We start from the raw sequence: 25,228 nt of genomic DNA, 5'->3' as shown, positions 1-25,228 counted from the left end.
ACGGCAGACCAGGCGGCTCCTGTCGCTCGCGGCCCGGTGTAATTACTGACCAGCGTCAGCCGTGTATTGCTGTTAACTTCCAGTACGGGAAGTGTGAAAGGCACACCACCCACGACAACCACAATAAAATCACCTGCAGCTAACTCAGTGGTGAAAGTGGTGTCAGTTCCGGCAACCGAGGCTGAGTTATTGTTAAGGGTTAAGGTTCCTGCTGACATGGGGTTTCCTCAGTACATGTTCGGAATAATGAGAATGGGCATGGTGATATTTCTGTTTCGGCTCATATCCCATGAACCGGAGTTGTGGTTAGCAAAAACTTTGTTGTAGGCTGACCTGACATTACCACCGGACATCACGACCCCCTTCGTCCGTATATTTCCGTAACCACCATCCATACGGACCTGCACGCCGGTATAAACTATCTGGCAGAACCCGCCGCCAATATTCTGGAAAGCATCGGTGATCTGGATTTGTCGGTCATACACAAAGGGGCGTTTCAGCGTGGAGAACGTGACCTGACCTGCCGCGTTGGTCATCGTAATACCGTCTCCGCCGACTGGTGCTGTCTGGTTGAATATCACCAGGTCTATCGTCGCCGTTCCGGCCACGTCGTCCCGCCCTGTGTAGGAAATATCGCGAACGATGATACTGGTGCCATCAAACCCCACCGACACATTCGGGTTATCCCATTTGCCGAAAGGAATACCGCTGACCGGAAGCGCAGCGCTGCCGCTAACTGTAATGCGCCCGGAATAAGCGCAGGTCATCAGCGCAGCCTGATTGGATATAGCGGTGAAGTCAGTCGAGTTTGAAACCAGTAAACCTTCGTTATACGTCGCCGCAGGCAGCAGCTCCATAACGTAACCTGACCAGTCAGGGACAATGCTTTTTCCACCGATTGTCTCAGCCCCGATGATGACCCCGGAATCACCGTTTCGGGTGACACCCGTCATTATGGCCACGTCGAATTCTGCAAAGGAATAGATGTATATGGGATTGGTTGGCACCACGATAGCCTGTGAGCCAGGAACAAGTGGTGTATTGACCGGGTACTGCATAAACTGGGATGACCAGCCCGAGAACGATGTACAAAAACTGGGGGCGCGAAGCCCCGCAGTAATTGCCATCACCGGACGGCCATCGTTGTAATCAATCAGAATACCTTCCGGCATTATGACCACCTCCCGACGACAACCCGTCCCCCACCAGACAAATTAACAGTCAGCCCATTTCCGTTGATGACGACAGTGTTATTGGTGCCGTTAAATGCAAAATTACCGTTGTTGGCATAAATTGAACCACGGACAGTGACATCATTGAATGTCGCATAGCCTGATTTGTTGATATGCCAACCAACATTACCGGTACCATCCCAGGTGTTAGACTGAATGTAATTACCAATTTTTGTATTGATAATAGTGCCATCCTGGATGAAGCCAGAACTGATAAACACCTGACCATTAACAGAAGCAAACGGAGAATATTGTGTATCGCCGCTGCCACTCATCAGGACGAACTGATTGGCGTTAAATCCGACTCGGGTGACCACCGGCTTACCCGCTTCCGCCAGCACCGCAATTGATATCCCGGCACTGTAAAAAATACCGTTGATGCGCACTCCGGCTTTCAGGGTGTGAATGGCCGTCGCTCCAGAAGCATCAACGGTGGCTGTGAGCTTGTCCTCAAGCGAGGCGGTTACATCTTTAATCTGCGCCTGCACCTGAGTGGACAGCTCAGCCATCGCCTTATCCACACTGGCGACCGTCGTTTTAATTACCAGAATATCCGCTCGTACCTCGCCGTACTGCGCCCACTGGTGTTCCGCGGTTGCATGGTTGGCCAGCGCATTCTGCAATGCGGCTTCGAGGTTGGTATCAATATCGCTTGTCAGGCGGTCACCGTCTGCAGACGTCAGGAAGTCATCAGCAATATCGCCCAGGTAGTCGTCAGCATTCGCGTTGGATACACCACGAACCCAGTCGGTCCAGTCACTCTGATTACCAATACGGTCGACCAGGCGAGCCCGGTACCAAAATTCAACACCAGCCTTCAAGCCCAGTTGTGTATAGGTGTGTTGCGGATAAGGAACTCCGGCAAGCAGCAGAGGGTTATCCCCATTGCCGTTTACTGAATACTGCAACTCAGTCTGGAGGGTATCACCTGTATCAACCGGGAAGGACCAGTCAACCTGAATACCCCAGTTGATTGCTGTGGTGCGCAGACCAACCGGTTTGGGAACTTCCCCTGTACGCCCAGTGAGATGAGTCAGAACAGAAGATGCCCACAAACTGGAAGCGTCACCAGAATTAATAGCGCGGACTCGCACAAGGTAATCACCGGAGAAAATTCCGGAGACCTCTATATTGCGTAGGCCTGTTTCGGGAATATTGATCCACTCATTATCACCACGTTTCCACTGTGCCTGATACGCGACGATATCAGCCTGAGGTTTCCCGTTTTTATCTACTGGCGCATCCCAACTCGCAACCATAGTGGCGATACGCTGCCCCTGGCGGACCGAATCGTAGCTGCTAATCGCGATGTTCGACGGTTGCCCTACCAGGCCTGTCGGTATCAGACTGATCGGTGGCCTATCCAGTCGGGCATTGTTATCAACGGCATCATATTTCGCCCCGTTGTACTCTGCACCGGTAATACTGTAGGTGTTCTCCTCATCGTTAAATGTCAGATTGGTTACACGGAAATACTGGAGGCGCAACTGACCTGCATCGATAACAAAAATGGCATTAGGTAGTGGCTCAGCGGTAAAGGCAGTTGCCAGTATCAGTTGCTGGCCGTTAACCGCCTGAATGGTTCTGCTCTCAACGGTACCGCCCTGGGTACGAATCATCAGCGTATCGCCGGCCAATGCGCTTGTTCCCCGATCGGTAGTTACAGATTTCAGCCCGGCATCGTAGTCAGTAATTCGCCCACCATAGACACGGCCAGACAGCCGCTCATCGGCAAAGGCGAACACTGTCCCAGGTACATAGGCGAAGCCATCGAGTCCAGTCTGAACAGTGATAATGCGATCCAGCGAGTTGGAGTAGACGGCCCATCCTCCGCGGCGCTGCGCCTCGCTTTCACGTGTACAGCCAATAGCCGTCAATTGCGTCTGCTTAAATTTGAACTGCTTAACCAGCTCGGGAAACATCACTGCCGTTGTGCGATCCTGATAGTGGTTATCTGGGTCACTAAAGTTAATCAGCGCAGAGCTATAGCGGTTCTTTTCACTGCCGCTGGAGTACGTTGGCTTACCGACAACAGAGGCTCGAGTGAGTATCTGAAGTTTTGACGTATCAGCTGGCATATCAGAGACAACATTGAACATGTTGTTGCCCCAGAACGTCATGCCGTTAAAACCTGCCGCAATATCCTTGATCACCTGCCAGGCATCAGCCTGAGCCTGGATATAAACGTCAAACATAAAGCGAGGCTCGGTAACGCTGCCACCCTTACCATCCGGCACCTTCTGATCGCAGCGCTGGGCAATACGGTACAACTCCCATTTATCGAGCATCGCTGGCGTAACCCTGCGACCCAGTCCGAAGCGCGGCTCAGTAAGAATATCGAACCAAATCCATGCAGGATTATTCGTCCATCCCCATTTGAATGTACCATCCCATGTACCGCCATAAGTGCGTGTAATCGGATCGTAGTTCTGAGGGATGCGGATTACCCGACCTTTAGGTTTACAAGAAATCTTCGGGATATTGCTGAATGACTTAGCATTGAATGACACATACAGTAGTGCGGTATGTGGATAACGGAGACGCGCATCAATCACCTCGGTGATCGCCTGTACCTGCGTTTTGTTCTGGAGCATTTGGCTGGTACTGTCGTCGGTATCGCGCACGACCCGAATCTGCCAGCCTGTGTTCGCTTTCGGGAGGTTAATACGGTGCGTCAACTCATAGAGAGAGCTGAGTTTCTCCGTAACCGTTTTGGTCATTACTGTAGAGTAAGCCCCACCATCAACGGCGAGATCAATATGGTACGTTACAGTAGTGCCGACAATATCCCCATCGTTTTCCTGCTGCTGAAGGCCAGGAATGCCAACTCGTACTAATACGGCGTCGATCTGGGTATTGCTGATAGTTCTAGTCCATGGGGTGACTTTCGTCAGCGATACGCCAACCGTAGTTTCGTTCTCGACTGCGGAAAAACCCGGAATCGGTGTCTGGGTCTGTGTGCCCGGTCGAAATTCCCAAGAAACGTTCTCAAAATTCATCGTTCCATCGGCGTTACCGAGCGGTGTACCGTCCAGGAAAATCCGGGTCGCATCCAGACCACCAGCAAACTCACCTTCCCCTAGCGCCAGCAGCATGCGGCAGCGCGCCATTGATTGCGCCGAATCAGGCTGTTCTACGGGCGTATGCTGCTTCTGGCTGCCACCCTTTGCACCAGTAATCGTTGCCATATTGCATCCATAAAAAAGCACCCAATTTGGTGCTAATTGAAAGATAAGGAATCGTCAGATATCTTCGGCGACAATCCCTGCACTGATGATGGCGCCGCCGATCTCTCTTTCTCCGTAAAGGATGGCGACAGGGTTACCCATTGCCAGAGTATTTACTGAACCGCCAAACGCATAAGAGGGTTTGTTATCGGGATCATCGCGGCTTTGTAGTCCTTTGGGCTGGGGCGAAAGCATCTGGTAAATCCCACCAGCCATCATTCCGATACCAGCGGAGACCATCCCCGCGCCAATGACACCTGCTGAACCAAACGTCATGCCCGTAACTACGATGCCCGCCACAACCATGACAGCACCCAATATCGTCTGGAACAAACCCGCTTTTTTTGCCCCTTCCATCACCGGTGCTATGCGAATATCGGTACTTCCAGCCAGGTTCTTAAAATCATCCGCGCCAATGTTGCGCTTGCCGCGAAACACCGCGAACGTCATTCCGTTTTTCTTCGCGTTCATCAGGTAACTTTCCAAACCATCCAGGTTGATACATAACGCCTTCACGGCTTCCGCTGACGTCTGCACCGCCAGTTTATGAACGCGTCCGAACCGGGCGCCCAGCGCGCCATACAGTCGAATGGTGGTTAACCTCGCCATGGCTGAATCTCCTGTGGCAAGTCTTTGTGGCGAACGCAGATCATCGTTCGGTCTTTAAAGTAGCCGCGAGCGTATGGCGTGATGCATGACGGATGGCCGTATAGGTGATGCAGTAACTCACCCTCTTCAGTAATGATTCCCGCATGGTTCCACTTACCGGATTCGACTTGCATGATGACCATGCAGCCGGGCGCAGGATCACATTCAACGAACCCCTCACGTTCCCAGTTTTCGAAGTAGAGATTGTCCGGGTACTGGCTTTCCCACCACGGGTAGTCAACGCGGAAATCGGTCAGCGTAACGCCCTGTGTAGCATGCCAGTCCATTACCAACCCCCAGCAGTCGTGCGAGCCCAGAATGAACGGGCGGCCAATCAGAGGAATGGTATCAGGCGTGATTTCGGCGTATTCGTCGCAATCCGGCGCATAGATGCCCCAGACGACACCTGACTGATTGCACTGCTGCCTATCAAGATCTGAAGCTATTGCACGCGCGCCATCACCCGGGTGCGAGTGAATGACACGGATTATGGTTCCGCTATCTTCAGCATTCGCCCAATACTCACCGTCAATACGGAAATGCTCTGTCGGGTTTTCGTGCCTATTCGGTACCGGGATATACCGCTGGCGCCGTCCTGACTGGATGACGAAGCCGCAGCATTCGCGCGGGGATGCCTCCAGTGCATGAGTCCGGATAGCGTTCATTATCGTTTTGTTCATATTGAAGTCCGGTTATCGGGAGAAGAGAACAGTTGCCGGGAATCCACCAAAATCGAGAGTGGCAGTATTAGGTTCAGCCAGGCCCGCACCAAATCGCTTGCGGCAATCGCTCAGGCAACCACCGCACACGTCCAGCGCAGGGTCAGCAACCGCATTCCCTTTCGCATCAAAATACGCTGTTCCGTTGTAGGTGCAGCCGTCACCGCTTCGGTACTGGCCGCGCAGAGCCCACTCGCACAGCGATGTAATTTGACGGGTGGGAATAACTAGGTTCTGCAAATCCGCTGGGCTACTCAACGCCCACGTCACCACTTCATCATCTTCAGAGGTTTTCGTGTCCAGCCAGAAAGTCTGGAGAGTAAACATCGACGGATCAGCTGTCGCGTTCACGCCACCAGGGAAGTTCACCGCATCGAGGTAAACAGTGTAGGTGTCGATGATACTCACCTTAGCGTTAACCATGTCCTTGAACTGCAGGCAGAGCGCAGTGATATGCCCGTCAAGGTTCGATACGCTAAGTTTCGGCTCAGCGGCCTGGTCGGTCGAGAGAGCGAGGTCAGAAATCTGGAATGGCCAGAAGTCGAAGGTTTTACCATCCCAAAATATGGGCTTTGGTCCAAGTTTAGTCTCATCGCCTTTCGCCGCTTCGATCTCGGCGGGTGTATGGGGAAATGGACTGTAGTGGAAGCGATGAATACCGCCACTGAACTCTGAAGCATCTACTTCAACCAGCCGGACTCTACCGCCCGGCGCCAGCATTGCAGCTGTATCAATCAGTGCTGTCATGCTCCACCTCAGGCATAGACGCCATAGGCGCGCTTAATCGTGAATGTAAGCTCAGCGAATTTGCTGCTAATCTGGTTTTTGCGCACGGACTCGGCGACAACGCGGTACAGTCCTTTCTCTTCGCCCGGCGGCGTGATGATGAAAGCCTTAACGGTATGCGCCAGGAGAAAGTCCCGAACGGTATTCACTTCAGAATCAGCGCCCACATGCTTCATTGGTACCTGAATAGCCGTCGAGTTAATGCCGTTCTCGGCCACCTGCTCGTAGCCATCACCGAACTGCGCAGAGCGTATTGTTTGACTGTATTCTACGGCCCCCGCGCCGAGCTGCGAGTGCCAGTTGTAAGTTTCAACTGCCATATTTGCTCCATAAAAAAACCCAGCCGGAGCTGGGTTAAAAGATAGGTTATTTATTTGGCTAATGAAAAATTGACCTGAAACAACGTCATTGAAAAAAGAATTAGTTACTTCACATATATAAAATGATGAAATATGCGACACTCCGTCGATATTTTTATCCATCATAGCTAACCAATTCACAGGGATAGTTTAATGAATATTGTGCATTATGCAGCCATTGGAGCTGTAGCTTTCGTAGTTGTTCTAACGATTTTGGTGATTAACATCATTAAATTAAAGTCAGCAAGGGCTGATGCAGCAGAAAAGGCAGCAAAACTTGAGCGCTACGCGACAATCACCAATGCTGAAACAGAAGCTGAACGAATCGTGAACGCAGCTAAGCAAACCGCAGAAGAGTTAATTATTGATTCGCAAAACAACCTTGACGAAGCAAAAGCTGTGGCAACCAAAACTATTGCAGCCAGTGAAAAAGATGCAAAATCTATAACTCAGCGTGCGGAGGATATTCTATCAGATGCTCGTTTAGCAGCTAAGCGAATGAACGCAGAAGCGCTAACTGCTGTAGAAACACAAAGAGTCAAGCGTACAGAAATTGAGAAGCAGATTGATGAGCTGCGCAAATCCTATCGTGAGAAAAAAATTACTTACGATGAGTTGGAAGAAGCGCTATCAATCTATAAAGATGATATGGAATTTGCCGACATGGGGTTCTATGCACCACACTTCGATTTTGAAACATCGGCCAGTTTTCAGGATGCGATCAAGGCATGTCGCGAACGACAAAAAAATCTGCTACGTGACAAAACTGAATTTGGCGCAATACATTGCCCTACTGAATGGACGGTAGGTGGCTCTAAAAGCGAAGGTCGGAAAATGACCACTCGCGGCATTCAGATGACAGCACGTGCATTCAACGGTGAATGTGATGCAGCTATTGCAAACTGTACATTTAAAAACGTTTATCAAATGGAGCAAAGAATTTATAAAGCATTTGATGCCTTGAATAAGATGAATGAGGTTAACCAGATTTACATTAATCGTGCTTTTTTAGATTTGAAGCTAGATGAACTTCGACTTACACATGAATATCGTTTAAAAAAACAAGAAGAAAGAGAAGAACAACGTGAAATCCGCGCTCAGATGGCTGAGGAGAAGCGAGCTCAAGCCGAAATTGATCGTGCACTTCGAGAGGCCGAAGATGAAGAGCGTCGCGCCCAAAAAGCGTTGGATAAAGCCCGTAAAGAAATGGAATCGAAGTTAGCCCAAATGACAGCTGAGCAAGTAGAGAAGCACCAAGCTAAGGTATCCGAACTAGAGCATGCCTTAGAAGAGGCGTTGTTGAAAGGCCAAAAAGCTCTTTCAATGGCTCAGCAAACTAAACGCGGTCATGTGTACGTTATTTCTAATATTGGTTCGTTTGGTGATGATGTTTTTAAAATAGGAATGACGCGTCGACTTGATCCTCAAGATCGAGTGGATGAACTGGGTAGTGCATCAGTTCCATTCCTGTTCGATGTTCATGCAATGATTTTCAGTGAAGATGCCCCAGCAATGGAAAGCATGCTCCATCAGCGTTTCAATGAGCAACGCACTAACCTAGTTAATAAGCGTAAAGAGTTTTTCAATGTAAAATTAAGCGATATTAAAGATGCTGTATTTGAGATTGCAGGAAATGATGTAGATTTTATCGAAACAGCAACTGCTCAGCATTATTATGAAACAAAGGCAATTCGTAAGCAGAAAGCGGATATCATTTCAGTTGTTCCTCAAGAGGAAAAACTACCTAGATTTGCGGACGCAATATAACATTTCAATGACAAATTTAAGGGCGGTTTTTAATCGCCCTTTTATGTTAAAAGTCATTAGTTACATGTTTTTGTAATAGCCGACTTTAGAATCAAAGTCCTGTTTTGCGAGAGGCGTTTGGCTTGTCACATAAGTCTCCCAAGAGCTGTACGCCTCTACGAGCGCGCGCTTTTCTTCTGCATCCTTAGTGCTCGATTTCATTATTTCAAACACTCCAGAAGCATTCTCTTTGCGTTTGTTTTTTCTGTTAGCGCCGCAAGTCGCTATTGCATCGGCTACAGAATCATTCCACCCAACCAACTGCAGGATCTCCATTCTCTTTTGAATCACGAACTGATCCGCAGACGCATTCCGTGCCTGAGTCGACAGGTATTCAGCAAACTCCATTTTGTTCATTGGCACCTTTGAGACTGGCTCAATATTTACGTCACACTTCGAAAGCTCATTATACTTGGCTTGTTTTTGCGCGTTGTTGACTGGAGCATTACCCGCGCACGCAGAAAGAGCCATTGCTAACACCACTGTCGTGAAGACCTTTTTCATTATCATCCCCTGATTAGTATGGTTTTGACATAATAACCAGGGGAGGCATCGGTGTAACCAGGTACGGGTGATATTGCCATATCAGAATTTAAGACGATGCCTATTTTGACTGGAACTGCCTACCAAGGAGGCCATCACTTCGAGTTGCCCTCATAAGGATCTCCGTCACCTTAGTTTCTATTTCCTTCCCTAACGCCCGCGCTGCGGCGTCTCCGTCTCCAGATGTGTTAGATGTTGCATTGCCCTTATTATCGACATAAATATCAATGTTGACCTGCGGCTGGGCTCCACCTCCACCCTGCGCCCTGACACCAAGTCTTCCAGCAGAATCCCGTGTCAGCGGCATGATGGCCTCTTCGCCAGCCTCAGCAAATACTCCGCCTTTGGCGAATTTAGATGCCCCCTGGAAAGTGAAATACTGAGGAGAGTCGTAGACGCCATTCACGTACTTACTGAGGCCCGGAGACTCATAGACTCCGCCTTTTGCGTTCGGGGTGAATGATGGAACAGCGAATGATTGCCCGCCCCCAGCCGAAGTACCAGAGCCACCACTGATCCACCCCATTGCGGCCTGCACTGCATATGCAACCATGAGGCGGTTCGTCACATCAAGGATCATCTTGAGCATGGATTTGCCGAATTCTTTAACTGATGCTTTGCCAGTGGTCATCAGCTCAGTCAGCATGTCGCTCAAGCCGGTCAACGTGGAGCTGGCGACGTTCTTCACGGCGTCATAGGTATTCGTGGCGGCCTCAAGATATTCATTCCAGCCACTAACTGCCCCTGCTTTCCAGTCACCCCGCAACTTATCCTCTTCGGCGTAGTAGTTACGAAGAGCTGCCAGCTCTTTCTCGTAGCCAGCATCCTCTAGTTTACCACCACCATTGATCCATCCCTGACGAAGCTGCGCCTCTTCATTCATTCTCTGGGCCATGCGACTGCTTAAACCCGACCCGCTACGTAACGCCTCAGATTTTTCAGTCATCTGCGTGACATACTTATTTGCCTGTTGTGCCAGGCCGTTAATCTTCTGTTGTACCTCTACTTCTTTGTTCTTCTGATCCACAACCTTCGCGGCATTCAGAATGGCTTCCCGGCTAGACAGAAGAGATTTCTCCTGTGCGGTGAGGGCTCGGGTTTTGGCGGCCTCGTCCAGTTCCGCAAAACGTGACTGCTGCTTGCCCAGTTCGGTGTTTTTGGCGTGAATATCGCCGGTCTGACGCAGGGTTTCGAGGGTTTCCGTTAAGGTCCTTGCCTGCGCCCGGTAGTTCTCCAGAGTGCGATCGCCAGCATCCAGCGTGGCTTTGGCTTCTTTGGTCTTTTTGGCTGAGTCTTGTGCAAGCTTCGAGACTGCGTCTCTTGATTCTCGACTTGTTCCGCCATCACCTTTTACGTTAGACCCTCGCGCTTCAGCCTCATAGTTTGCCTGTGCGTTAGGCGCAGTGACGCGCTTCCAAAGCTCGTTATAGCGTTTTTTGTTCGCCTCAATCTCTTTGTCCGCTTCCGCTCCAGCCTTTTTCATTGCCTCAACATCCATGCCGAGGAAATTAGCCAGCGCACCGCCACCCGGGATTTTGTCTGCCCAGCCAGCGATGGTGCTGGTGAACTTGGCGTCCAGAGAGGTGATATTGAGGAACAAGTCTTTGATCGAGGACTTAACCAGTTCGAAAATATCGATGATCTGGTTTCCCCATGCGCGCACGGTAATACCTATATCGCCAAAGGTGTCAGAAGCGCTCTTTTTAAGGTTTTCCCACGTTTTACCGATATTATCGGTCGCTTTGTTGGTCTCCTCTGCGCGCTTTGCCATGACGCCTGCAAACAGCTCAATAGCTTCGGTAACAGCCGCCTGCTCCCCCTTCTGCTTACGTAGCTGGATAATGTGCTTGATCATGGCTTCATCAACGAAACCATATTGTTCATTGAGGCTGGCAAGCCCTTTAACCGGATCGCTGACAATCTTTTCGAAGTCGCTCATTGCCGCTTTGGTATCATTTCCGGCCTTACCCATGAGGGTGATGGTCGTTGCGACCTGCTTCATCTGGCTTGCGGTATATTTGCCAGTATCGTTCAACGTAACCAGCGTATCGACAGTGGAGCTCATCGATGTATTCGTCTTGCCAGCCACTTCCTCAGCGGCCTGGTTGAGCTGCTGCATTGAGGAGAAGCCAGCCCCACCCATCATGATGACAGAGCGTGCCACCTGCTCAAATTGCTCCGAGGAGTTATACGCTGCGGCAGCCAGCAGGCCGATCGTGCCAATCAGCCCAACAAGTGCGATTGTGGTAGGGTTAATCATCCCAGCCATGCTGCGGATGTATTCGCCGACGCCGGACAACGCCCCCTGAACCGAGCCGAACTGGTCTTTAATCTGTCCGCCCTGTTGCAGCAGAATCAGGAACGGCGACTGACCGCCAGCCAGCTGCGTGGCGATATCGGTGAATTGCGCCGGAAGCGTGCGCATTGCTGCGCTGTACTGACCAACGGAGATTCCAGCGCGCCGGGCAGCAGCTTCCTGCCGGGATAGCGCCTCTGGTAGTACGTCAGCGACACCAGAGAGGCGCTCACGCGTCTGGTTAAGGATTGTGTTGAAGTGCTCAAACTGAGCACCGTTAATGCGCCCTGCTTCGAAATGTGCCACCAGCTGTGCGTGCTGTTCATCCAGTGAGTTGAATGCGCGGATCGTCGGGTCGATAGAGCCCAGCAGGCTCTTCAGCGCAGCGGACTGCTTCTCAGCGGCCTGAGTCGCTGCCAGTTCGGCTTGTGCCCTGGCAGCAGCTTCGCCGGTATCCGTCAGCTTTAGCCGCGTATCGTCGAGGATTTTGTTGTAGTGCTGAAAATCATCGGTATCCAGGAAGCCTTTGGTCTGGAAGTTACGCAGGGCGGCCTGCTGTTCATCCAGCCGGTTAAGCGCCTTGTTTACCGGGTCGATATTCTCCAGCAGGCCTTTCAGCGCCACCTGCTGCTCTTTGATACCTTCGCTGCCCTGCTTCGCAGACTCAGCACCAGCGCGGAATACGCTGTTGAGGTCATCAGCTTTGCCTACGGCACCCGCCGCGGCTTCACCGAGTTTATCCAGTTCATTGCTGGCTGTTTTCAGATCGGATACGTCAGCACGCAATGTGATCGAGGCGATTTGGTCACTCATCAGGCCGTCTCCTTATGCATCACTTTGAGAGCCTCGCTTTCCATGATTCGAATATCAGCCATGCAGGCCGCCGCATCCTCAACCCCGTGCAACTTAAACACCCAGGGGAGAACGTTGTAATCAAGACCGGTCGCACCGCCCGCGCCGACGCGCCATTGGGTCGCCAGTGCGGAGAAGACGGTAAAGGCCTCCCATACGGATGGCAGGATCCCTACCTCTTCCTCCACGTCCTCAGGCGTTAAACCAAAAGCGGCTAACTCCGCGAGCGTCGGTCCCGGTGTATACAACGCTGCGGCGACCTGCCTCAGTTTTTTTCGCGCAGTCCCATCAGCTCTTTGGTGTATGCCAGCCCGATGCTGTCGAACGCGCGAGGATAGTTCTTTAGCAGGACGATCACGTTATCTCGGTTGAACTCATCCGGCAGTGCCCAGCCTTCGACAATTTCCATGAGGTAATCGGCCTGCGGCTCAATAGCAGCCTTTTTACCTTCAGCGGCCTTTTGCAGCTTCTCGTCCATGGAGCGCAGCTCTTCCAGCGTCTTATGGCGGAAAGTGAAGGTCAGCTTGCCGTCTTCGGCGCCAGCGCGTGGGATGCTGGCAGTAACGGAAAATATCGGATTGGGGATCAGGGAGAATTTGGTCATTTATTCATCTCGGTAAGGCCCGGCTTGCCGGGCCAGATTAATCAAGTAATGCTGACGGTGCATCCGGCAGAAGTGAGTGTCTTGCCTGCGGCGTCGGTAACTTCACAGGTATACACCCCAGCATCAGAAGACTGAGCGGACGGAATGTTGAGCGTGGATGCGGTTTTGCCCGGAATGGCGGTGCCGCCTTTCTTCCACACGTAGTTGTACGGCGCGGAACCGCCTTGCATGACCACCGACAGATCCAGAGCTGCATTAGCAGCAACAGACTTGGTTGTTGGCAGGTCAGTCAGGAACGCCAGAGGTGTAGCGGAGGAGTCAGCGATCGGGTAAATCTGCATATCCGATTCGAAGTTCATACGCGCTTCGTTGCTTTCCACGGCGTTGATTTCAGTTCGCGGTACGCGCTGGAACGACACTTTGGCTGAGTAGTATCGATCGGCTTTGCCGCGCGGATTGTGGAACCATACCGCCGTGGTGTCGCTTGAGTCATCCAGGTCAATGAGGCGTTTGTAGATCGCCAGTTGCGGGTCATGCGCGAAGGTATAGACCTGAACTACGGCGTTTTTGAATGTCGGGATGGTACGGGCTTTATCATCCTCCAGGAACTGGACACTGATAGTCTGCTGGTCGCCGCCTTCAGTGGACAGCGTCATGACCTGCGGCATGGTGATCCACGAATCGATTTTACGCAGCGTGCCTGCGCCGGTGCCCGCCGGGAATTTGGTGGTGTCGGTGGTATCGAACGCTTCCAGCACGATTTTCGTACCGGTTACTGACTTGACACGCACCACCATGTTGTCGAGCTTTAACCAGCCTGAACTCACCTGAACTACGTCACCGGCCAGAATGCCGGAGGCCGATGCAACGGTCAGTTCGCATTCCGTCGCATTGGATGCCGCAGTGAAGACAATCGGCGCAAGATACGCCTTGGCCACGTTTACACGCGACCCGTTAGGGATTGCGAATGCCATTGCATTCTCCTGAATTTAAGTAGTAAAAAACCCACCAGGTGGTGGGTCAGTAATCAGCGCGGTACTGCATGCTGATGGGGATGGTATAGGTTATGGAGCCGCTGCTGCCGTTTGGTGCAGAGGTCGGACGGTCCTGTATTGGCTGGCGAATCTGAGGCGGCCCGTTGATATAGACGGTTAAATCACCAGCCACCAGAGCGAGGCCTTCGGGAAATCCACCCGCAATCACACTGGCAAATGTTCGCGCCTTGCCGACGCCTATTCCTGCGGGGGTGACTATGTTCACCTGGAAAATGCCCTGATACGTACGAAGCTGCCCTGCAAAGTCTTGCCCGATAGTTTGTGCCGGGAGTATATAGACCCTCCCGTACGGGACACCATCTGGCGGTTCAAAAATGATGTTTGGCCAGGCTATCGGTATATCAATCGCGAGGGCGATATCAGCAAGGCGCGACTCGAGCAATTCCGCAATTAGCATTGATTGGTCACCGGCCATTACGTACCTCGCTCATCGCCTCTCGAAACAGCTGCGCTGCGTCCAGTGCAGTGATACCTACCATGCCGCCGGGGGCCTGACCAGAGTGTCCGTTCTCCAGTGCCTGTGCGTATGGCAGGTTATTTGTGAAGTAAATCGAGCTGACCTGCCCCACCCTGAACACTTCAAGCACCGCCAGCCCGCGGGAGTTGGAACCCTGGCCGGAGGCATCCGGAGTATCGTTGGATTGGGTCGGTTGGCTATCAAACCCCACATACCAGTTGTTCTTGAAGCGCCCGCCGACATAACCATCTGGCTTTTTGATGTCCATCGAGTCGTTTACCCGTAGGCCACGTTTAAGGCGCCCGGACTTCGTCATGTTTGCTGGGTCATCGCGAAGCGCTGCGTTATGCTCACGAACGGCAGTGTTATAAGCCGACGCCGTCTGATTCACTTCCCACGTTTCAGGCTGCCCAACTGGCGACACATCGACCAGGCGCCCGAGGATTTTGATACCCGTCCGGCGCACCACCTCGTCTATTTCCTGCTTTGAGCTATCAACGAACAACTGAATGGCAGCCAGGAACGGCTGATTAGCAGAACTTGCCATAGTTACGCCCTCAGTTGGATGTTGTAGGAGATAAGCACGTCAGCAGGCTTAACCGGGTTCGGTTGCACTACGCGCCATTTCTTGCCGTCGATTTCGATACGGTCATCAATACGCACTTCCGTTTCGAACGTGGCAGCCAGTTTCTTATCGCCGGTGGCGATCAGGGAGCCATCAATTTCACGGGAGGAGTATTCGGTGATAACGCCGGTAACGGTCGCGATAACAGGCTCGGTGGTAATCTCTTTCCCGTACTGATCGCGGGTGGTGGTACCGCCTCGGGTCAGTTGGTAGGATTTGCCGTTATTCTTCAGGAGCCGCGTTGCCGTAGCGCGCATGCGGCGATAGTCGATTGCCATGCTACCCCCTTTCGACCCGGACCTGGTTGCCGCCCACTACAAGCCCGCGCAGTGCGGAATAGAACCATGGGAATGACGGAGAAGCTTTATTCGTTCCCGGCTCATACTGGACTGTTACCGCACCCTCAACGCGCTCCATCGTCACCGCCCCACCGCCAGCGACCGACGGGGTGAGGTCAATCTCCTGCGATTCGATAGCCAGGCGACATTGAGCATCAATCAGACGCTGTGGAATAGCATCATTCGGCAGGTCAACACCATCGAAGCGCACGCCGGAACGCGGCCAGGATAGAGGCTGTGATGCGCTGGAACGCTGACCGCGCCAGGCCTTCCCTTCCAGAAAGTCCATTGCCTGCATCAGCATCTGGCCGCACTCATCATCATCTGCAGGAATGCTATATCCGCGCCCGGCGGCAAATGCCCGCAGGTCTGACACGCTGGCGTAGCTGTTGAAGTCTGGAGAGTGGGGATCGGCAACCAGCATGTTTATTCCTCCAGACGCCAGTCCAGCGCCAGCCAGTTATCCACTTCATCAGGATGAACATCTGCGCGCAGCGGGCCGCCAGGGAATTCTGGGGAGTCACGTACCATGACCACCAGCTCAATACCCTGCTGTTCCTGCTGCTGTTCCTGCTGCTGTTCCTGCTGCTGTTCCTGCTGCTGTTCCTGCTGCTGTTCCTGCTGCTGTTCCTGCTGCTGTTCCTGCTGCTGTTCCTGCTGGGCAGGATTTTTATCAGCGGCCTGCTGAGCTGCAAGCTTTTCCGCTTCACGCTGAGAGCGCTGCTCTTTGGTTAATCCGGCCATTGGGCCTCCTGAAAAACAAAGGGGCCGAAGCCCCCTGGGTTAACCCATGATGATGGCGGAATGACGTGGCGCCACAGCAGCCACACCCCATGCCAGCCCCACTTCATAACGCACCTGACGGTACTGGCGGTACAGCGCCACCTGGAAAGTGATGCCAGATACCGGGTCGGTCACATTCATGACGTCATCAGCAGTATCGCCACCTTCAGGCATCGCCGGGGTACGGCTGGCCAGCAGGAATGCCCCGCGGTCAAACGCCATGTTCGGTACGAATTCGCTCAACACGGTGACATCAGCCTGATCTGCCAGATCCTGACGGAGGCCCGGCGCGTTAATAGTGATAGTGGAAGACGTAGCCGCAACGACCAGATACTGATTGTCATCACCGGCGAACTTCACCGCAGTACCTGCAGCGATACCGCCGGTACCGGCAGAGATAGCGATGATGATATCGCCCTCTTTCTTCGCGCCATTGACCTTATAGCCAGCAGCAGCGCTTTTCGCGGTACGCTTGATGCTGAAGGATTCGTGGAGGTTGAAGCCCATGATGCGACCGATAACACCTTCACGCAGCAACTGGTCGGTTCCCGCTTCGTTCGCTTTGAAGAGGACAGCCTGTTTACCACGGATGGATGCCATCGCTTCGCCACCAAGCACCATACGCAAATCGGTAGTCGGCGCACCGTTATCGGTCAGGATTTGACGCGCCAACGCAGCATCAGTCAGATCGTCTTTGATGCTGAACGGGGTATTCTTCGGCGCGCCAACAGCGCGGGAGGAGTTGAGGTACAGCGCAGCGAGGTCTGCATCCACTTCGTTCGCCAGCGCTCGGAAAGCCTGCTTGAACTGGTCAGCCAGGATGGTGTTGTAGGTGCCAGCCGGGCCCAAAGCCAATTGCTCTTCACCATTCCATTTGACCGGGGCCATCTTGGATTTGGTGATTTTGACATCCACACCACCGATGGTCTGGTCGCCAGAATTAGGTGCTGACGGACCAGGGACAATATCTTCAGTGGTGGCTGCAGGTGCGACTGGCGCACGTACGGTCTGGTCTTTTGCAGCAGCATCCGCTTTCGCGTCACGCGCCACCGCAGGAATAAAACCAGTTTGCTCGCGGGACACTACGTCCAGCGCGGTATAGATGGTCGGGATCAGACCAGTAAGGGTATTGCCTGCCATTTATGGCTCCTTTCGATTTAATCGACGATGCTGACGCCGTCTTTCAGCGCTGCTTGCTTGCCAGCGTTATCCAGGGAATCAAACGCACCGCGTTTCATGGTTTTTTGCCCGGCCTGGTGCTGCGACTGGTGAGAGCCGCCGCCGCTGTTACCGGACGCTTTGAGGATGTAATCTTTCTGCGGATGCGACTCGACCAGAGACTCCAGGGCCTCATCAAAGCTGGCTAACTCGCCGGGCTTGGTGCGAGAAAACACCTTATTGCCCTGGCCGTCGTAGGCCACAACCTTCCCTTCTTCGATTTTGAAGTTCTGACCGAAGTAGGAACGCACGAACTCAGTCGGGATCGCCATCTTCTCGGAAATGAACTTAGAGCCACCGAAGCGGCCTCCGATCATCTCGTCGTAGAGTTGAGTTTCCAGCTGTTTGGTCTTGCCGTTCGCCTCGTCCAGCTGCTGTTGGAAAACTTTGGTGATCTCCGCCTTTACCTGGTCAACGGCACCAGCATCGATCAGTTTTTTCTGGTCGATTTTGGTCATCATCTCCAGGGCTTCGAGCGCCTTGGCCGGGTCGGTGATGCCAGAGAATTTCGCGAGATTGGCTTCCGCCGCTTCCTTCGCTTCGCGGTGAGTTTTCGCCTCGCCATTCAGGGAGGTGATTTTGGTCATCGCTGCGACCGCATCGAACGGGATCTCTTTGCCATCATCATGGATGTACACAGGCATACCGTTTTCAACGACCACATTTCCGTTAGCATCAAGTTTCAGTTTCATTGTTTTTGCTCCAGCCTTCCGGCCATACGTAATGGGTCATCCGACCCGGGCACCGCGTCGCATCCGCTCAGCGGCAGGCATAAAAAAGACCGCCTGGAGGCAGCCTTAATATTGATAGGGTTGCGTTACTCGAATGCCGACACATCCACGCGGCGCAGTTCGTCCAGGGTCATGAACTCCCCTGCATCGTTGAACAATTCCGGCACAGTGATTTTGCCGTCGCGAAGCATCTGCGCACGGGTTACGCCCAGTACCTGTTCCTGACGCTCGTACGACTGTCGGGTAAGCCAGTCGGCGTAGCTGGTATATGCTGGCACCTGTCCGTCCATTGAGGCGCGAGTAGCTTTGCTCAGTTCGCCAGAGGATATCTGCAATTCATCCCACGATTTCGTAATGAGGATTTCACCGGACCGGCAGCAGAAGTGGATTTTGCCGGGCCCGCGTAGATACGGAATTGCATGGCCCAGCGGCTTGCCATCGAGCGAGTAGAGTTTGCGGTCGCGGATGATGCACCACTGGCTGGTGTGGGTGTCCAGAGTCGAAGACCACTGTTTGGCCTTCACGATATCGCTGTTGGCTTGTGCGAACTCCTGGCGCGCCGTTGCTGCCATATGATTCACCGCAGTGCGGGCAATAACAGCAAGGTCACGACGTGAGGCATTGATAACCCCGTCCTGGCGGTTAAGTTGCGGCGTGCCGGCGACGCGCTTCACGATCTGCTCGACGGTTTCACCCTGAAGAAATCCGGAACGCACGGCATTGGTGATTTTATCCAGCCGGTCGGCTTCAAGCTTCTGTCCCCACTCTTTAAGCAATCGCCCCTGAAACGGCTGCGCTGCAGCAGCGGCGTAGACCTGCTCGGGTGCAATGCTTTGCAACGGGACGTGTTTCAGGATCTGCTTAGGAATGATGCTACTGAACAGGTCCATCTGATAACCGGCCTCATATTCTACGTAGCGCGTCAGTTCGCGCGCCAGTGCCTCGTTAACCGGCCCATAGGCCTGTTGATTCAGGTCACGCACACCAGCCAGCAGCGATGCCAGGCGGCGGGCGCTGTATGTATCAGCACGCTTGCCGTCCAGCAACACCATCAATTTGGCAGCCAGGTCAGCATCCATCCTGTTCAGCAACGCGACCATGCGCCGGGCAACACCGGTACCATAGCGCGTCACGTACAGACCATGCGCTATCGTCTCATCATGCAAACGGTCGTTGACAGAGCGGGCCATATCACACCTCGCCAGGCAGTGGTTCTGTCAGTGAAGCCGACTCAGCAAGTAACTCATTCAGCACTACGTCGGGATCCGCATCAGCATCGATGATGTTCAGCTTCTGAAGAGACTTAATCGCATCGACGCGACGAATATCACCGCCCTGGCGTAGCGACTGAATAGCCAGCGCCGCCGGAGGATTGAACTCTTTCGACTCGACATCCAGCTCGGTGCGGACATCGACGTTACCACCCTCAGATTCCCCGATGTACTCGGCCATAATTTGCAGGATGTTGTCGATCGCATCTTCCAGACTGGTTGCCATAGTGTAGAGCGGCGACTGCTCCTGCATTTTCTCTTCCGATGTCTGGTCTACGGACTTGGTTGAAGTGTTGTCGGTGCGCAGCAGCTTTGCGCCCGCCTGGCGCATCTGTTCTACAAGGTCGGTCAGTGACTCTTTGCCCGAACTGATTGAAGTACCAGTGTGCTCGACGTACTCAAGCCCCTGTTTCTGCCGATCGGAGAACTGGGTGGCAGAGGATGAGCCAATAACCAGCTCTTGCCCTTCTTCAAGCCCGAATACGGTCAGTAGCGGCACGCGCGCTACGTGCAGAATGTTGTCCTGCTCACTCTGGCTCTGCCAGTGCTTCACGTTCAGCAGCGCCATGTTGAGAAGCGGAGGCGAACCGCACATGAACCCGGTGCGCTTGGTGTAGAGCGTTACCAAGGTTATGTCCTTGCGGGAAGTCTGCCATTCGTCGTGTAACGCCCAAGTGGGCTGCCCTTCCGCACCGGTAGACTTCCGGTAAATCTGCACCGTGCCCGGCGTCAGGAGGCGGATCTGTTCGACTTTCGTCTGCCCGAAGTCATCGCCATCCTCGATAATCACCTCTTTGATGCGCAGCTCGGTCAATACGACCTTGCCGCCGGTCATCTTCGATTTCCAGCCGATCAGCTGTCGGGGATTCAGCATCGTTACGTACGGTCGTGCGCCAGTGGCTTTCTCATCCGCCTTGGTCTTCACTTGCTCGGCGTCCACCCGGGGGTAGTCCACCAGCGCATGGGAAAGCCCATACTGCATCGCCAGGCTGAAGAACGACTGCGCCCATACATCCAGGCGGGTGCCTTCAAGGTCCACGTCTTTTGCGAACTCGCGCAGCTGATCTGGGACGTTCTCGGCCAGCTTAATCGGCTCGGCAAATACGCGCCCGATGTTTTGCTTAATGGTCTCTTCATACGCAGGCAAAAGCGTGGCTACAGCCAGGCGCTTTTTGTAGTCTTCTTTGCCCTCTTTCGGCCAGCGCGGTAGATATGCCTCGCCCAGTTGTCGCATATAGAGCGTGCCGCCCATCAGGGCATCGTTGATATCCCACGCCTCGACCATGTTCCCATAGTCCAGATTGGGTGTTGAGATGTCAGGCATGGAGTTACATCCGTAGTTGAGTGACTTTTCCGGTGGGCTTGATGATCGGGAATTGCTTCACGATGAAATAGCCACCAGCGTCGTTTGGGTGATCGTTGTCGGCTGATTTATCCGGCTCGCCGTTTGCCGCCCATACCTGCTGTTCAAGGCTGTCTGTATAGACCGGGCAGCGAGCAACGTTAACTTTGTAGCGGCGCTCACCGTTGCCGTTGCAGAACATGGCATTCATGGAGTTAATGCGATCCTTTACCGGCGGGTTGGCGGCGTTCACCACCACGCTGAATCCGGCTTGCTTGAGCTGCGCAATATCGGTGGCGCTGGCGTTATTGGACTTGCGTGAATCGCCGGAAGCATCCGGATAGATGTAAATCTGCCTGGAGGCAACATAGCGCCCGCCCACGTAGCGCCAGAACTCTTCCTGGATACGCTTTATTATGGCTGGCGTGTCATAAACTTTTATCAATTCACGTACCGCGCGCGGCTCGCCATTGCGAAGGACGTGGACGATGGCCGCCATTTTGCCAACGTTAAAGTCCATGCCGATATAGAGCGGTTCGCCTGCCTGTTCTTCATCAGTACAGTTATTCAGTCGTCGATCGAACTGGTGATAGATGGTGCCGCTGGTCAGGTTGGTGAAGCGCCCCCTCAGATACGCCTTAATCAACTCCGGCGGGTAGGAATTCATCAGCGAAGGGATGTAATCCGCGGGCAGGTTCTTCGCGTTGTCGAACGTGCTGGCCTGTATCAGACCGTACAGGGCTGAAAGCTCTGGCTTTTCACGTACTGCCTTCACGAATTGCTGGTAAACGAATTTGAACCCCTCCGGCGTTGTCGTGACGTCAATACCGTTACGCAGCCCATCAACCTTGTAACGCATACGGGCGATGATTTTTCGCCAGGCCTGTTGCGCTTTGGCAGCCGCCATTACATCCAGCTCATCCACCATCGCGTTACCGATTTTGAAACCAACTATCGAGCCGGGCTTCTCCATCGAACGGCAGATTGTGGTCCCGCGGAACCGTCGCCCCTCGTAGAAGTGAACCTCTTTGTTCCCCTCATTGATTTTGACGCTCAGCCCCCAGTCAAAGGCCACCTCTTCGATAGTCGGGTAGAAGATGTCACGAATCTGCGGATAAGTCGGCGCGAAATAACCCTGGTTGATTTTCGGGTGTTCCCACATCCCTTTGCAGATGCCGCCACAACCCACCCACGTTTTACCGGAACCGAACCCGGCAACGTAGGCTTTAAACTTGTGCTCCATCGCGAGGAAACGAGCCTGTGGGATGTTAAGTGTCGGGCTGATCCCCATCTTCTTCCCTCGCATCCACTACGTTGATATTGATCTGCACTGGTGTTGGTTCGTCACCATCACCATCACCGGCCAGCTCTTTGCGGAGTTTTTCAATCTCCAGCTGCCGGCGGTCGATTTCGATTTGCTGGAGGCGCTGCGCGAATTCGCTATCGGCCAGGCCCAGGCGCTTCATTACGGCTTCGTACATACGCTCGCGGCTGATTGCCGTTATCTCGACACCATTCTTCCCCAGCTTGACGCCGGAATATGCCAAAGCAGCGTCAGGGGAGAGTTTCCTGGTGTCAGCGAAGTAAGGCTGGCCTATTCCGTCACCATTGCAGCGCGGGCAGGCAGGGTTTGGCTCCCGGTTGTGGTCGTAGCCATAACCTCCGACGTCTACCGGCTCTTTGCCCTTTCGCTCAAGGGCTTTAAGCCGTTGCTCCTCGAACTCCACCATGTCACGCCACTGATAGTGATGACCGAAGCCCCAGCAGTAACGGCATGCGCCACGACGATACTGTGAAAGCTGGTTTGCATCGAAGGTGGCGAGTTGCCACATCTGCTCCAGGACCTCATCAGCACTGCCAAGCGTGCGCGCAATGGAAGCTTTCTGCTGTCGCGCGATGGCCTGTGCAACTGAAGTTTTCTTAAGGAGTTGATAGCCGATTTGTTCAGCTGATTTTTTACTGTAGCCAGCCCGGATAGCTGCCTGTGTGGCATTACCATCCTTCAGGTACTCCGCGACAAATAAGCGCTGCTGAGCGGTAAGTCCATCATCGTCCACCAGCTCTTCTGCGCTTTTATCTTTCTGCGCAGTGCGCATTTTTTTCTGCGCAGGTTTTTGCGCATTTTGCGCAGTAGGTTTTTTGATATATCGACGGGCGGTAGCGTAGTTCAGTCCCTGCGCTTCACACCATTCCTTTGGTGATACGCCGGTTGCGGCATGTTCGGACAGGAACCGTTGCTGAAGGTCTCCCCAGTCCTGTTTTGCCATAAATTCCTCTGGATAGTTCAGTTAAACAAGGCGATAGTATTAGGTACTCACGAGAGAATTTATTGTCTGTCGTTGAGCGTCATGTTTTCTCTTAATAAGGAAATTAGTTGTGAACAAATCTTCAGCAGCAAGAAAAGAAATATTTAACCTCGGTGATTCCGTATATTTGAAATCGGGAGGTCCAGAAATGTCAGTATACGAAATACACAAATACGCAGGCGAATTTACCGGAGACTACACTTGCCAATGGTTTGCAGGGAAGAAGCTTGAAAAAGGTCGCTTTACCGAAGAGTCTTTGACAAACACAAACCCAAAGCCATAAACCCAAACGCGCCTAAGCTATCTGTTTCTGATGTTTCAGACTGGATGATGTTGAATCTTCGATCTGATGGATGTCTTTATCAGCAGGACGTTGTCGACTACCTCGTTAAAGAACACAACGAGCAGCATCTCAAAGAAAACGCAGATGGCAACCAAGCGCTATCAACTAAAGTAATCAATAAGTTCAGAATTGATAGCGGGGAAAATGTTGTTTGGGTTAAACCAGATAAATACTGGCGTTACCGTGTTCCTGAAGATGAAGAAGGTCGTGAAGCTCGCGGTTAACATTAAGGGCGAACTATCGCCCTTTTTTTACGCCATCACGATAGGTATGCCCATGGTGATGGCAACAAAAAACCGCCCGTAGGCGGTTCTTAATATGGGGTAATTCCAAAAGCAACATCAGCCTAGCTTAAGCGCCTCCTGAATAGCATCAGCAAGCTCAGAAACATGCTCTGAAACATACTTAAGTTCTACATCGGTTTTGCAAGCCGTTGCCGCATCAGAGCTACCAACCGAAGCCTTGGCTATCTCTAACGCCGCCTGAACAGCAAGTAAACGCTGAGATTTCTGAATTGCCTCTTCTTCTGTTTTACTGGCTTTATCAAAATAGTTTTCTAACATGACAACCTCCTTTTGCTATGGAGGTTACAGACTACCCTTATGATTTGTCTGAATAAAGCATTATCGAATCCGCTCAGTGAAGAGCTTCTGTAATGCTTAATACGTGGGCGCCTGATTGCTATTCGAATCCATCACTGATTCGTAAATCCGCTCACACGTCATTCCGGCGCGGTAGCGTTCGTCAGCGATTCCAGCATAACGTTTAGCTTCTGCTGCAACATCTCCGAGCATGTCGGCGAGCATTCTGGCGTCGGCGTCGGTTGTTTTGCTTCTGACGGCAGCGGCAAGATCTGCGGTGTGCTTTGCGGCGTCCAGGCGGGCGGCAAGCTTTGTTGCTTCGGTGCGCAACTGGCTAACAGTGGCAGACAGACCAGCAGCAGTGGCAGCAGATTTTGCGGCTTGTGCTTGTGCATCTTTTACAGCCTCATCACGGGCAATAATTCGCCCTTGTTCAATCATGCGGGCGGCAGTCTGCGCGTTCGCGGTTTGCGACGATTCCACACTGTCACGCTCTGCCCACTTCTTTTCCCAACCGCGGCTGCTCCATACACTACCGGCGATGAATGCAACGGCCACCAGCAACGAAATAGCAATGAACTGATAGCGCAGGTTCACTGGTCTATCCCCCAGCACGTCAGCGCGCTTTCCTGGTCCCGTCTTTCTACCTGCCCATAGCAGCCATTTTTCTGGCCTTTGGTCAGACGACAGTCTCGGCCACCGTCTTTAACCCACCAGCGAATCGCCTCACATGCGCCTTTACGGTCGCCAGCATTTATTCGCTTATAGAACGTAGACGGGAAACATTTCCCGGGGCCAATGTTGTAAGGGCAGAAAGAAGCGATACCAGCTTTCTGCGGCTCGGTCAGCGGAACTTTTATATTTCGCTCAACCCACGCCAGTGCCTTATCACGCTCAATGGCGTTTACCTGAGCGCATTTTTCAGCAGACAGCTTCATGCCCTGAACTACTGGCTTGCCATCAACCATCGTGGCGCCACGGCAAATCGTCCAGAGCCCGCCGCCGTCACGATACGCCTGCTCGCTATTACCCTCTTTCTCATCCAGAAACTGATCGAGAATCACGGGCGCGGAAGCCCCGGCAAGAATCAAACCAACGACCGCTGC

General features: G+C 52.9%; 28 protein-coding genes and 1 pseudogene. 3 read left to right on the top strand and 26 right to left on the bottom strand.

Annotated elements, in window-relative coordinates; genetic code table 11:
* From OGV94_RS01470 to OGV94_RS01440, 7 genes and pseudogenes are all read right to left on the bottom strand, one after another.
* Positions 1-218: pseudogene (locus OGV94_RS01470) on the bottom strand (tail fiber domain-containing protein); the annotation flags it as partial.
* A gap of 9 nt (positions 219-227) precedes the next feature.
* The gene (locus OGV94_RS01465) at positions 228-1,172 is read right to left on the bottom strand and encodes a DUF6453 family protein (RefSeq protein ID WP_286522448.1); all 945 of its coding nucleotides are present in this window, start codon (positions 1,170-1,172) and stop codon (positions 228-230) included.
* Entirely contained in the window at positions 1,172-4,420 is a 3,249-nt protein-coding gene (locus tag OGV94_RS01460; protein WP_286522446.1) for a TipJ family phage tail tip protein, read from the bottom strand. The genes OGV94_RS01465 and OGV94_RS01460 overlap by 1 nt, the downstream gene beginning before the upstream one ends.
* Positions 4,421-4,474: 54 nt before the next feature.
* Positions 4,475-5,068, bottom strand: coding sequence for a tail assembly protein (locus OGV94_RS01455; RefSeq protein ID WP_279266171.1), 594 nt, complete (start codon positions 5,066-5,068; stop codon positions 4,475-4,477).
* A complete protein-coding gene (locus OGV94_RS01450) occupies positions 5,056-5,787 on the bottom strand; it encodes a C40 family peptidase (RefSeq protein ID WP_279266170.1) in 732 nt (243 codons plus the stop codon). The genes OGV94_RS01455 and OGV94_RS01450 overlap by 13 nt, the downstream gene beginning before the upstream one ends.
* Positions 5,788-5,799: 12 nt before the next feature.
* Positions 5,800-6,573, bottom strand: a complete 774-nt coding sequence (locus tag OGV94_RS01445) for a phage minor tail protein L (protein ID WP_038641014.1) — start codon at positions 6,571-6,573, stop codon at positions 5,800-5,802.
* A gap of 8 nt (positions 6,574-6,581) precedes the next feature.
* Positions 6,582-6,932 carry a phage tail protein gene (locus tag OGV94_RS01440; protein ID WP_279278405.1) on the bottom strand — a complete coding sequence of 117 codons (351 nt, stop codon included), beginning with the start codon at positions 6,930-6,932 and terminating at the stop codon, positions 6,582-6,584.
* Positions 6,933-7,124: 192 nt separating this feature from the next.
* On the opposite strand from OGV94_RS01440, the gene OGV94_RS01435 reads away from it, so the two are divergent.
* Positions 7,125-8,738 carry an SNIPE associated domain-containing protein gene (locus OGV94_RS01435; RefSeq protein ID WP_047416542.1) on the top strand — a complete coding sequence of 538 codons (1,614 nt, stop codon included), beginning with the start codon at positions 7,125-7,127 and terminating at the stop codon, positions 8,736-8,738.
* 60 nt (positions 8,739-8,798) lie between these two features.
* On the opposite strand, the gene OGV94_RS01430 is transcribed toward OGV94_RS01435, so the two are convergent.
* From OGV94_RS01430 to OGV94_RS01355, 16 genes are all read right to left on the bottom strand, one after another.
* Entirely contained in the window at positions 8,799-9,281 is a 483-nt protein-coding gene (locus tag OGV94_RS01430; RefSeq protein ID WP_047416540.1) for a hypothetical protein, read from the bottom strand.
* 100 nt (positions 9,282-9,381) lie between these two features.
* On the bottom strand, positions 9,382-12,429 hold the full coding sequence (locus OGV94_RS01425; protein WP_286522440.1) for a phage tail tape measure protein: 3,048 nt from the start codon (positions 12,427-12,429) through the stop codon (positions 9,382-9,384).
* Positions 12,429-12,716, bottom strand: a complete 288-nt coding sequence (locus OGV94_RS01420; RefSeq protein ID WP_065944826.1) for a DUF1799 domain-containing protein — start codon at positions 12,714-12,716, stop codon at positions 12,429-12,431. Before OGV94_RS01420 ends, OGV94_RS01425 begins: the two co-directional genes overlap by 1 nt.
* 17 nt (positions 12,717-12,733) lie before the next feature.
* Positions 12,734-13,072 carry a phage tail assembly chaperone gene (locus OGV94_RS01415; protein ID WP_279278403.1) on the bottom strand — a complete coding sequence of 113 codons (339 nt, stop codon included), beginning with the start codon at positions 13,070-13,072 and terminating at the stop codon, positions 12,734-12,736.
* A gap of 41 nt (positions 13,073-13,113) precedes the next feature.
* Positions 13,114-14,046 carry a phage tail tube protein gene (locus OGV94_RS01410; protein ID WP_279278402.1) on the bottom strand — a complete coding sequence of 311 codons (933 nt, stop codon included), beginning with the start codon at positions 14,044-14,046 and terminating at the stop codon, positions 13,114-13,116.
* A 46-nt stretch (positions 14,047-14,092) separates the two neighbouring features.
* The gene (locus OGV94_RS01405; RefSeq protein ID WP_279278401.1) at positions 14,093-14,524 is read right to left on the bottom strand and encodes a DUF4128 domain-containing protein; all 432 of its coding nucleotides are present in this window, start codon (positions 14,522-14,524) and stop codon (positions 14,093-14,095) included.
* 7 nt (positions 14,525-14,531) lie between these two features.
* Positions 14,532-15,131: a hypothetical protein gene (locus OGV94_RS01400; protein ID WP_286522434.1), complete on the bottom strand. Its 600-nt coding sequence runs from the start codon at positions 15,129-15,131 to the stop codon at positions 14,532-14,534.
* A gap of 2 nt (positions 15,132-15,133) precedes the next feature.
* Positions 15,134-15,487 (bottom strand): hypothetical protein, encoded by a 354-nt coding sequence (locus OGV94_RS01395; RefSeq protein WP_286522431.1) that lies wholly within the window; start codon positions 15,485-15,487, stop codon positions 15,134-15,136.
* Position 15,488: 1 nt separating this feature from the next.
* On the bottom strand, positions 15,489-15,971 hold the full coding sequence (locus OGV94_RS01390; RefSeq protein WP_047416523.1) for a DnaT-like ssDNA-binding protein: 483 nt from the start codon (positions 15,969-15,971) through the stop codon (positions 15,489-15,491).
* A gap of 2 nt (positions 15,972-15,973) precedes the next feature.
* Positions 15,974-16,291 (bottom strand): hypothetical protein, encoded by a 318-nt coding sequence (locus OGV94_RS01385; RefSeq protein ID WP_279274685.1) that lies wholly within the window; start codon positions 16,289-16,291, stop codon positions 15,974-15,976.
* 39 nt (positions 16,292-16,330) lie between these two features.
* Positions 16,331-17,470: a major capsid protein gene (locus OGV94_RS01380; protein ID WP_086539037.1), complete on the bottom strand. Its 1,140-nt coding sequence runs from the start codon at positions 17,468-17,470 to the stop codon at positions 16,331-16,333.
* 17 nt (positions 17,471-17,487) lie between these two features.
* Positions 17,488-18,240, bottom strand: a complete 753-nt coding sequence (locus OGV94_RS01375) for a DUF6651 domain-containing protein (protein WP_109963101.1) — start codon at positions 18,238-18,240, stop codon at positions 17,488-17,490.
* Between the two features lie 125 nt (positions 18,241-18,365).
* Positions 18,366-19,469, bottom strand: coding sequence for a phage minor head protein (locus OGV94_RS01370; protein ID WP_286522425.1), 1,104 nt, complete (start codon positions 19,467-19,469; stop codon positions 18,366-18,368).
* A gap of 1 nt (position 19,470) precedes the next feature.
* Complete coding sequence (locus tag OGV94_RS01365) at positions 19,471-20,874, bottom strand: DUF4055 domain-containing protein (RefSeq protein ID WP_286522423.1); 1,404 nt, start codon at positions 20,872-20,874, stop codon at positions 19,471-19,473.
* Between the two features lie 4 nt (positions 20,875-20,878).
* On the bottom strand, positions 20,879-22,183 hold the full coding sequence (locus OGV94_RS01360) for a terminase large subunit domain-containing protein (protein ID WP_286522421.1): 1,305 nt from the start codon (positions 22,181-22,183) through the stop codon (positions 20,879-20,881).
* Positions 22,161-23,159 carry a terminase small subunit gene (locus tag OGV94_RS01355; protein ID WP_286522419.1) on the bottom strand — a complete coding sequence of 333 codons (999 nt, stop codon included), beginning with the start codon at positions 23,157-23,159 and terminating at the stop codon, positions 22,161-22,163. The genes OGV94_RS01360 and OGV94_RS01355 overlap by 23 nt, the downstream gene beginning before the upstream one ends.
* Positions 23,160-23,268: 109 nt before the next feature.
* Between OGV94_RS01355 and OGV94_RS01350 the strand changes: the two genes are divergently transcribed.
* Positions 23,269-23,481 (top strand): YodC family protein, encoded by a 213-nt coding sequence (locus tag OGV94_RS01350; protein WP_199981824.1) that lies wholly within the window; start codon positions 23,269-23,271, stop codon positions 23,479-23,481.
* Positions 23,478-23,765: a DUF6953 family protein gene (locus OGV94_RS01345; protein WP_448879725.1), complete on the top strand. Its 288-nt coding sequence runs from the start codon at positions 23,478-23,480 to the stop codon at positions 23,763-23,765. The genes OGV94_RS01350 and OGV94_RS01345 overlap by 4 nt, the downstream gene beginning before the upstream one ends.
* A gap of 117 nt (positions 23,766-23,882) precedes the next feature.
* Here the strand turns inward: OGV94_RS01345 and OGV94_RS01340 are convergent, their stop codons facing one another.
* The 3 genes from OGV94_RS01340 to OGV94_RS01330 all read right to left on the bottom strand — a co-directional run.
* Positions 23,883-24,104, bottom strand: a complete 222-nt coding sequence (locus OGV94_RS01340) for a hypothetical protein (RefSeq protein WP_286522411.1) — start codon at positions 24,102-24,104, stop codon at positions 23,883-23,885.
* A gap of 96 nt (positions 24,105-24,200) precedes the next feature.
* On the bottom strand, positions 24,201-24,719 hold the full coding sequence (locus OGV94_RS01335; RefSeq protein ID WP_286522409.1) for a DUF2514 domain-containing protein: 519 nt from the start codon (positions 24,717-24,719) through the stop codon (positions 24,201-24,203).
* A partial coding sequence (locus OGV94_RS01330; protein ID WP_286522407.1) for a lysozyme occupies positions 24,716-25,228 on the bottom strand: 513 nt, incomplete at its 5' end. The genes OGV94_RS01330 and OGV94_RS01335, both read right to left, overlap by 4 nt.

This window comes from Citrobacter sp. Ce006 (assembly GCF_030336535.1).
Taxonomy (GTDB): domain Bacteria; phylum Pseudomonadota; class Gammaproteobacteria; order Enterobacterales; family Enterobacteriaceae; genus Citrobacter; species Citrobacter europaeus.
Note: the sequence above shows the minus strand (reverse complement) of the source record. Positions and strands in the feature narration are given on the sequence as shown.

Coding starts and splice junctions, on each gene's coding strand:
- OGV94_RS01440 (WP_279278405.1), bottom strand. CDS start 6,932: ATGGCAGTTGAAACTTACAACTGGCACTCGCAGCTCGGCGCGGGGGCC.
- OGV94_RS01370 (WP_286522425.1), bottom strand. CDS start 19,469: ATGGCCCGCTCTGTCAACGACCGTTTGCATGATGAGACGATAGCGCAT.
- OGV94_RS01385 (WP_279274685.1), bottom strand. CDS start 16,291: ATGGCCGGATTAACCAAAGAGCAGCGCTCTCAGCGTGAAGCGGAAAAG.
- OGV94_RS01340 (WP_286522411.1), bottom strand. CDS start 24,104: ATGTTAGAAAACTATTTTGATAAAGCCAGTAAAACAGAAGAAGAGGCA.
- OGV94_RS01450 (WP_279266170.1), bottom strand. CDS start 5,787: ATGAACAAAACGATAATGAACGCTATCCGGACTCATGCACTGGAGGCA.
- OGV94_RS01455 (WP_279266171.1), bottom strand. CDS start 5,068: ATGGCGAGGTTAACCACCATTCGACTGTATGGCGCGCTGGGCGCCCGG.
- OGV94_RS01465 (WP_286522448.1), bottom strand. CDS start 1,172: ATGCCGGAAGGTATTCTGATTGATTACAACGATGGCCGTCCGGTGATG.
- OGV94_RS01395 (WP_286522431.1), bottom strand. CDS start 15,487: ATGGCAATCGACTATCGCCGCATGCGCGCTACGGCAACGCGGCTCCTG.
- OGV94_RS01415 (WP_279278403.1), bottom strand. CDS start 13,072: ATGACCAAATTCTCCCTGATCCCCAATCCGATATTTTCCGTTACTGCC.
- OGV94_RS01430 (WP_047416540.1), bottom strand. CDS start 9,281: ATGAAAAAGGTCTTCACGACAGTGGTGTTAGCAATGGCTCTTTCTGCG.
- OGV94_RS01435 (WP_047416542.1), top strand. CDS start 7,125: ATGAATATTGTGCATTATGCAGCCATTGGAGCTGTAGCTTTCGTAGTT.
- OGV94_RS01400 (WP_286522434.1), bottom strand. CDS start 15,131: ATGGCAAGTTCTGCTAATCAGCCGTTCCTGGCTGCCATTCAGTTGTTC.
- OGV94_RS01445 (WP_038641014.1), bottom strand. CDS start 6,573: ATGACAGCACTGATTGATACAGCTGCAATGCTGGCGCCGGGCGGTAGA.
- OGV94_RS01425 (WP_286522440.1), bottom strand. CDS start 12,429: ATGAGTGACCAAATCGCCTCGATCACATTGCGTGCTGACGTATCCGAT.
- OGV94_RS01380 (WP_086539037.1), bottom strand. CDS start 17,470: ATGGCAGGCAATACCCTTACTGGTCTGATCCCGACCATCTATACCGCG.
- OGV94_RS01365 (WP_286522423.1), bottom strand. CDS start 20,874: ATGCCTGACATCTCAACACCCAATCTGGACTATGGGAACATGGTCGAG.
- OGV94_RS01375 (WP_109963101.1), bottom strand. CDS start 18,240: ATGAAACTGAAACTTGATGCTAACGGAAATGTGGTCGTTGAAAACGGT.
- OGV94_RS01410 (WP_279278402.1), bottom strand. CDS start 14,046: ATGGCATTCGCAATCCCTAACGGGTCGCGTGTAAACGTGGCCAAGGCG.
- OGV94_RS01390 (WP_047416523.1), bottom strand. CDS start 15,971: ATGCTGGTTGCCGATCCCCACTCTCCAGACTTCAACAGCTACGCCAGC.
- OGV94_RS01360 (WP_286522421.1), bottom strand. CDS start 22,183: ATGGGGATCAGCCCGACACTTAACATCCCACAGGCTCGTTTCCTCGCG.
- OGV94_RS01405 (WP_279278401.1), bottom strand. CDS start 14,524: ATGCTAATTGCGGAATTGCTCGAGTCGCGCCTTGCTGATATCGCCCTC.
- OGV94_RS01355 (WP_286522419.1), bottom strand. CDS start 23,159: ATGGCAAAACAGGACTGGGGAGACCTTCAGCAACGGTTCCTGTCCGAA.
- OGV94_RS01460 (WP_286522446.1), bottom strand. CDS start 4,420: ATGGCAACGATTACTGGTGCAAAGGGTGGCAGCCAGAAGCAGCATACG.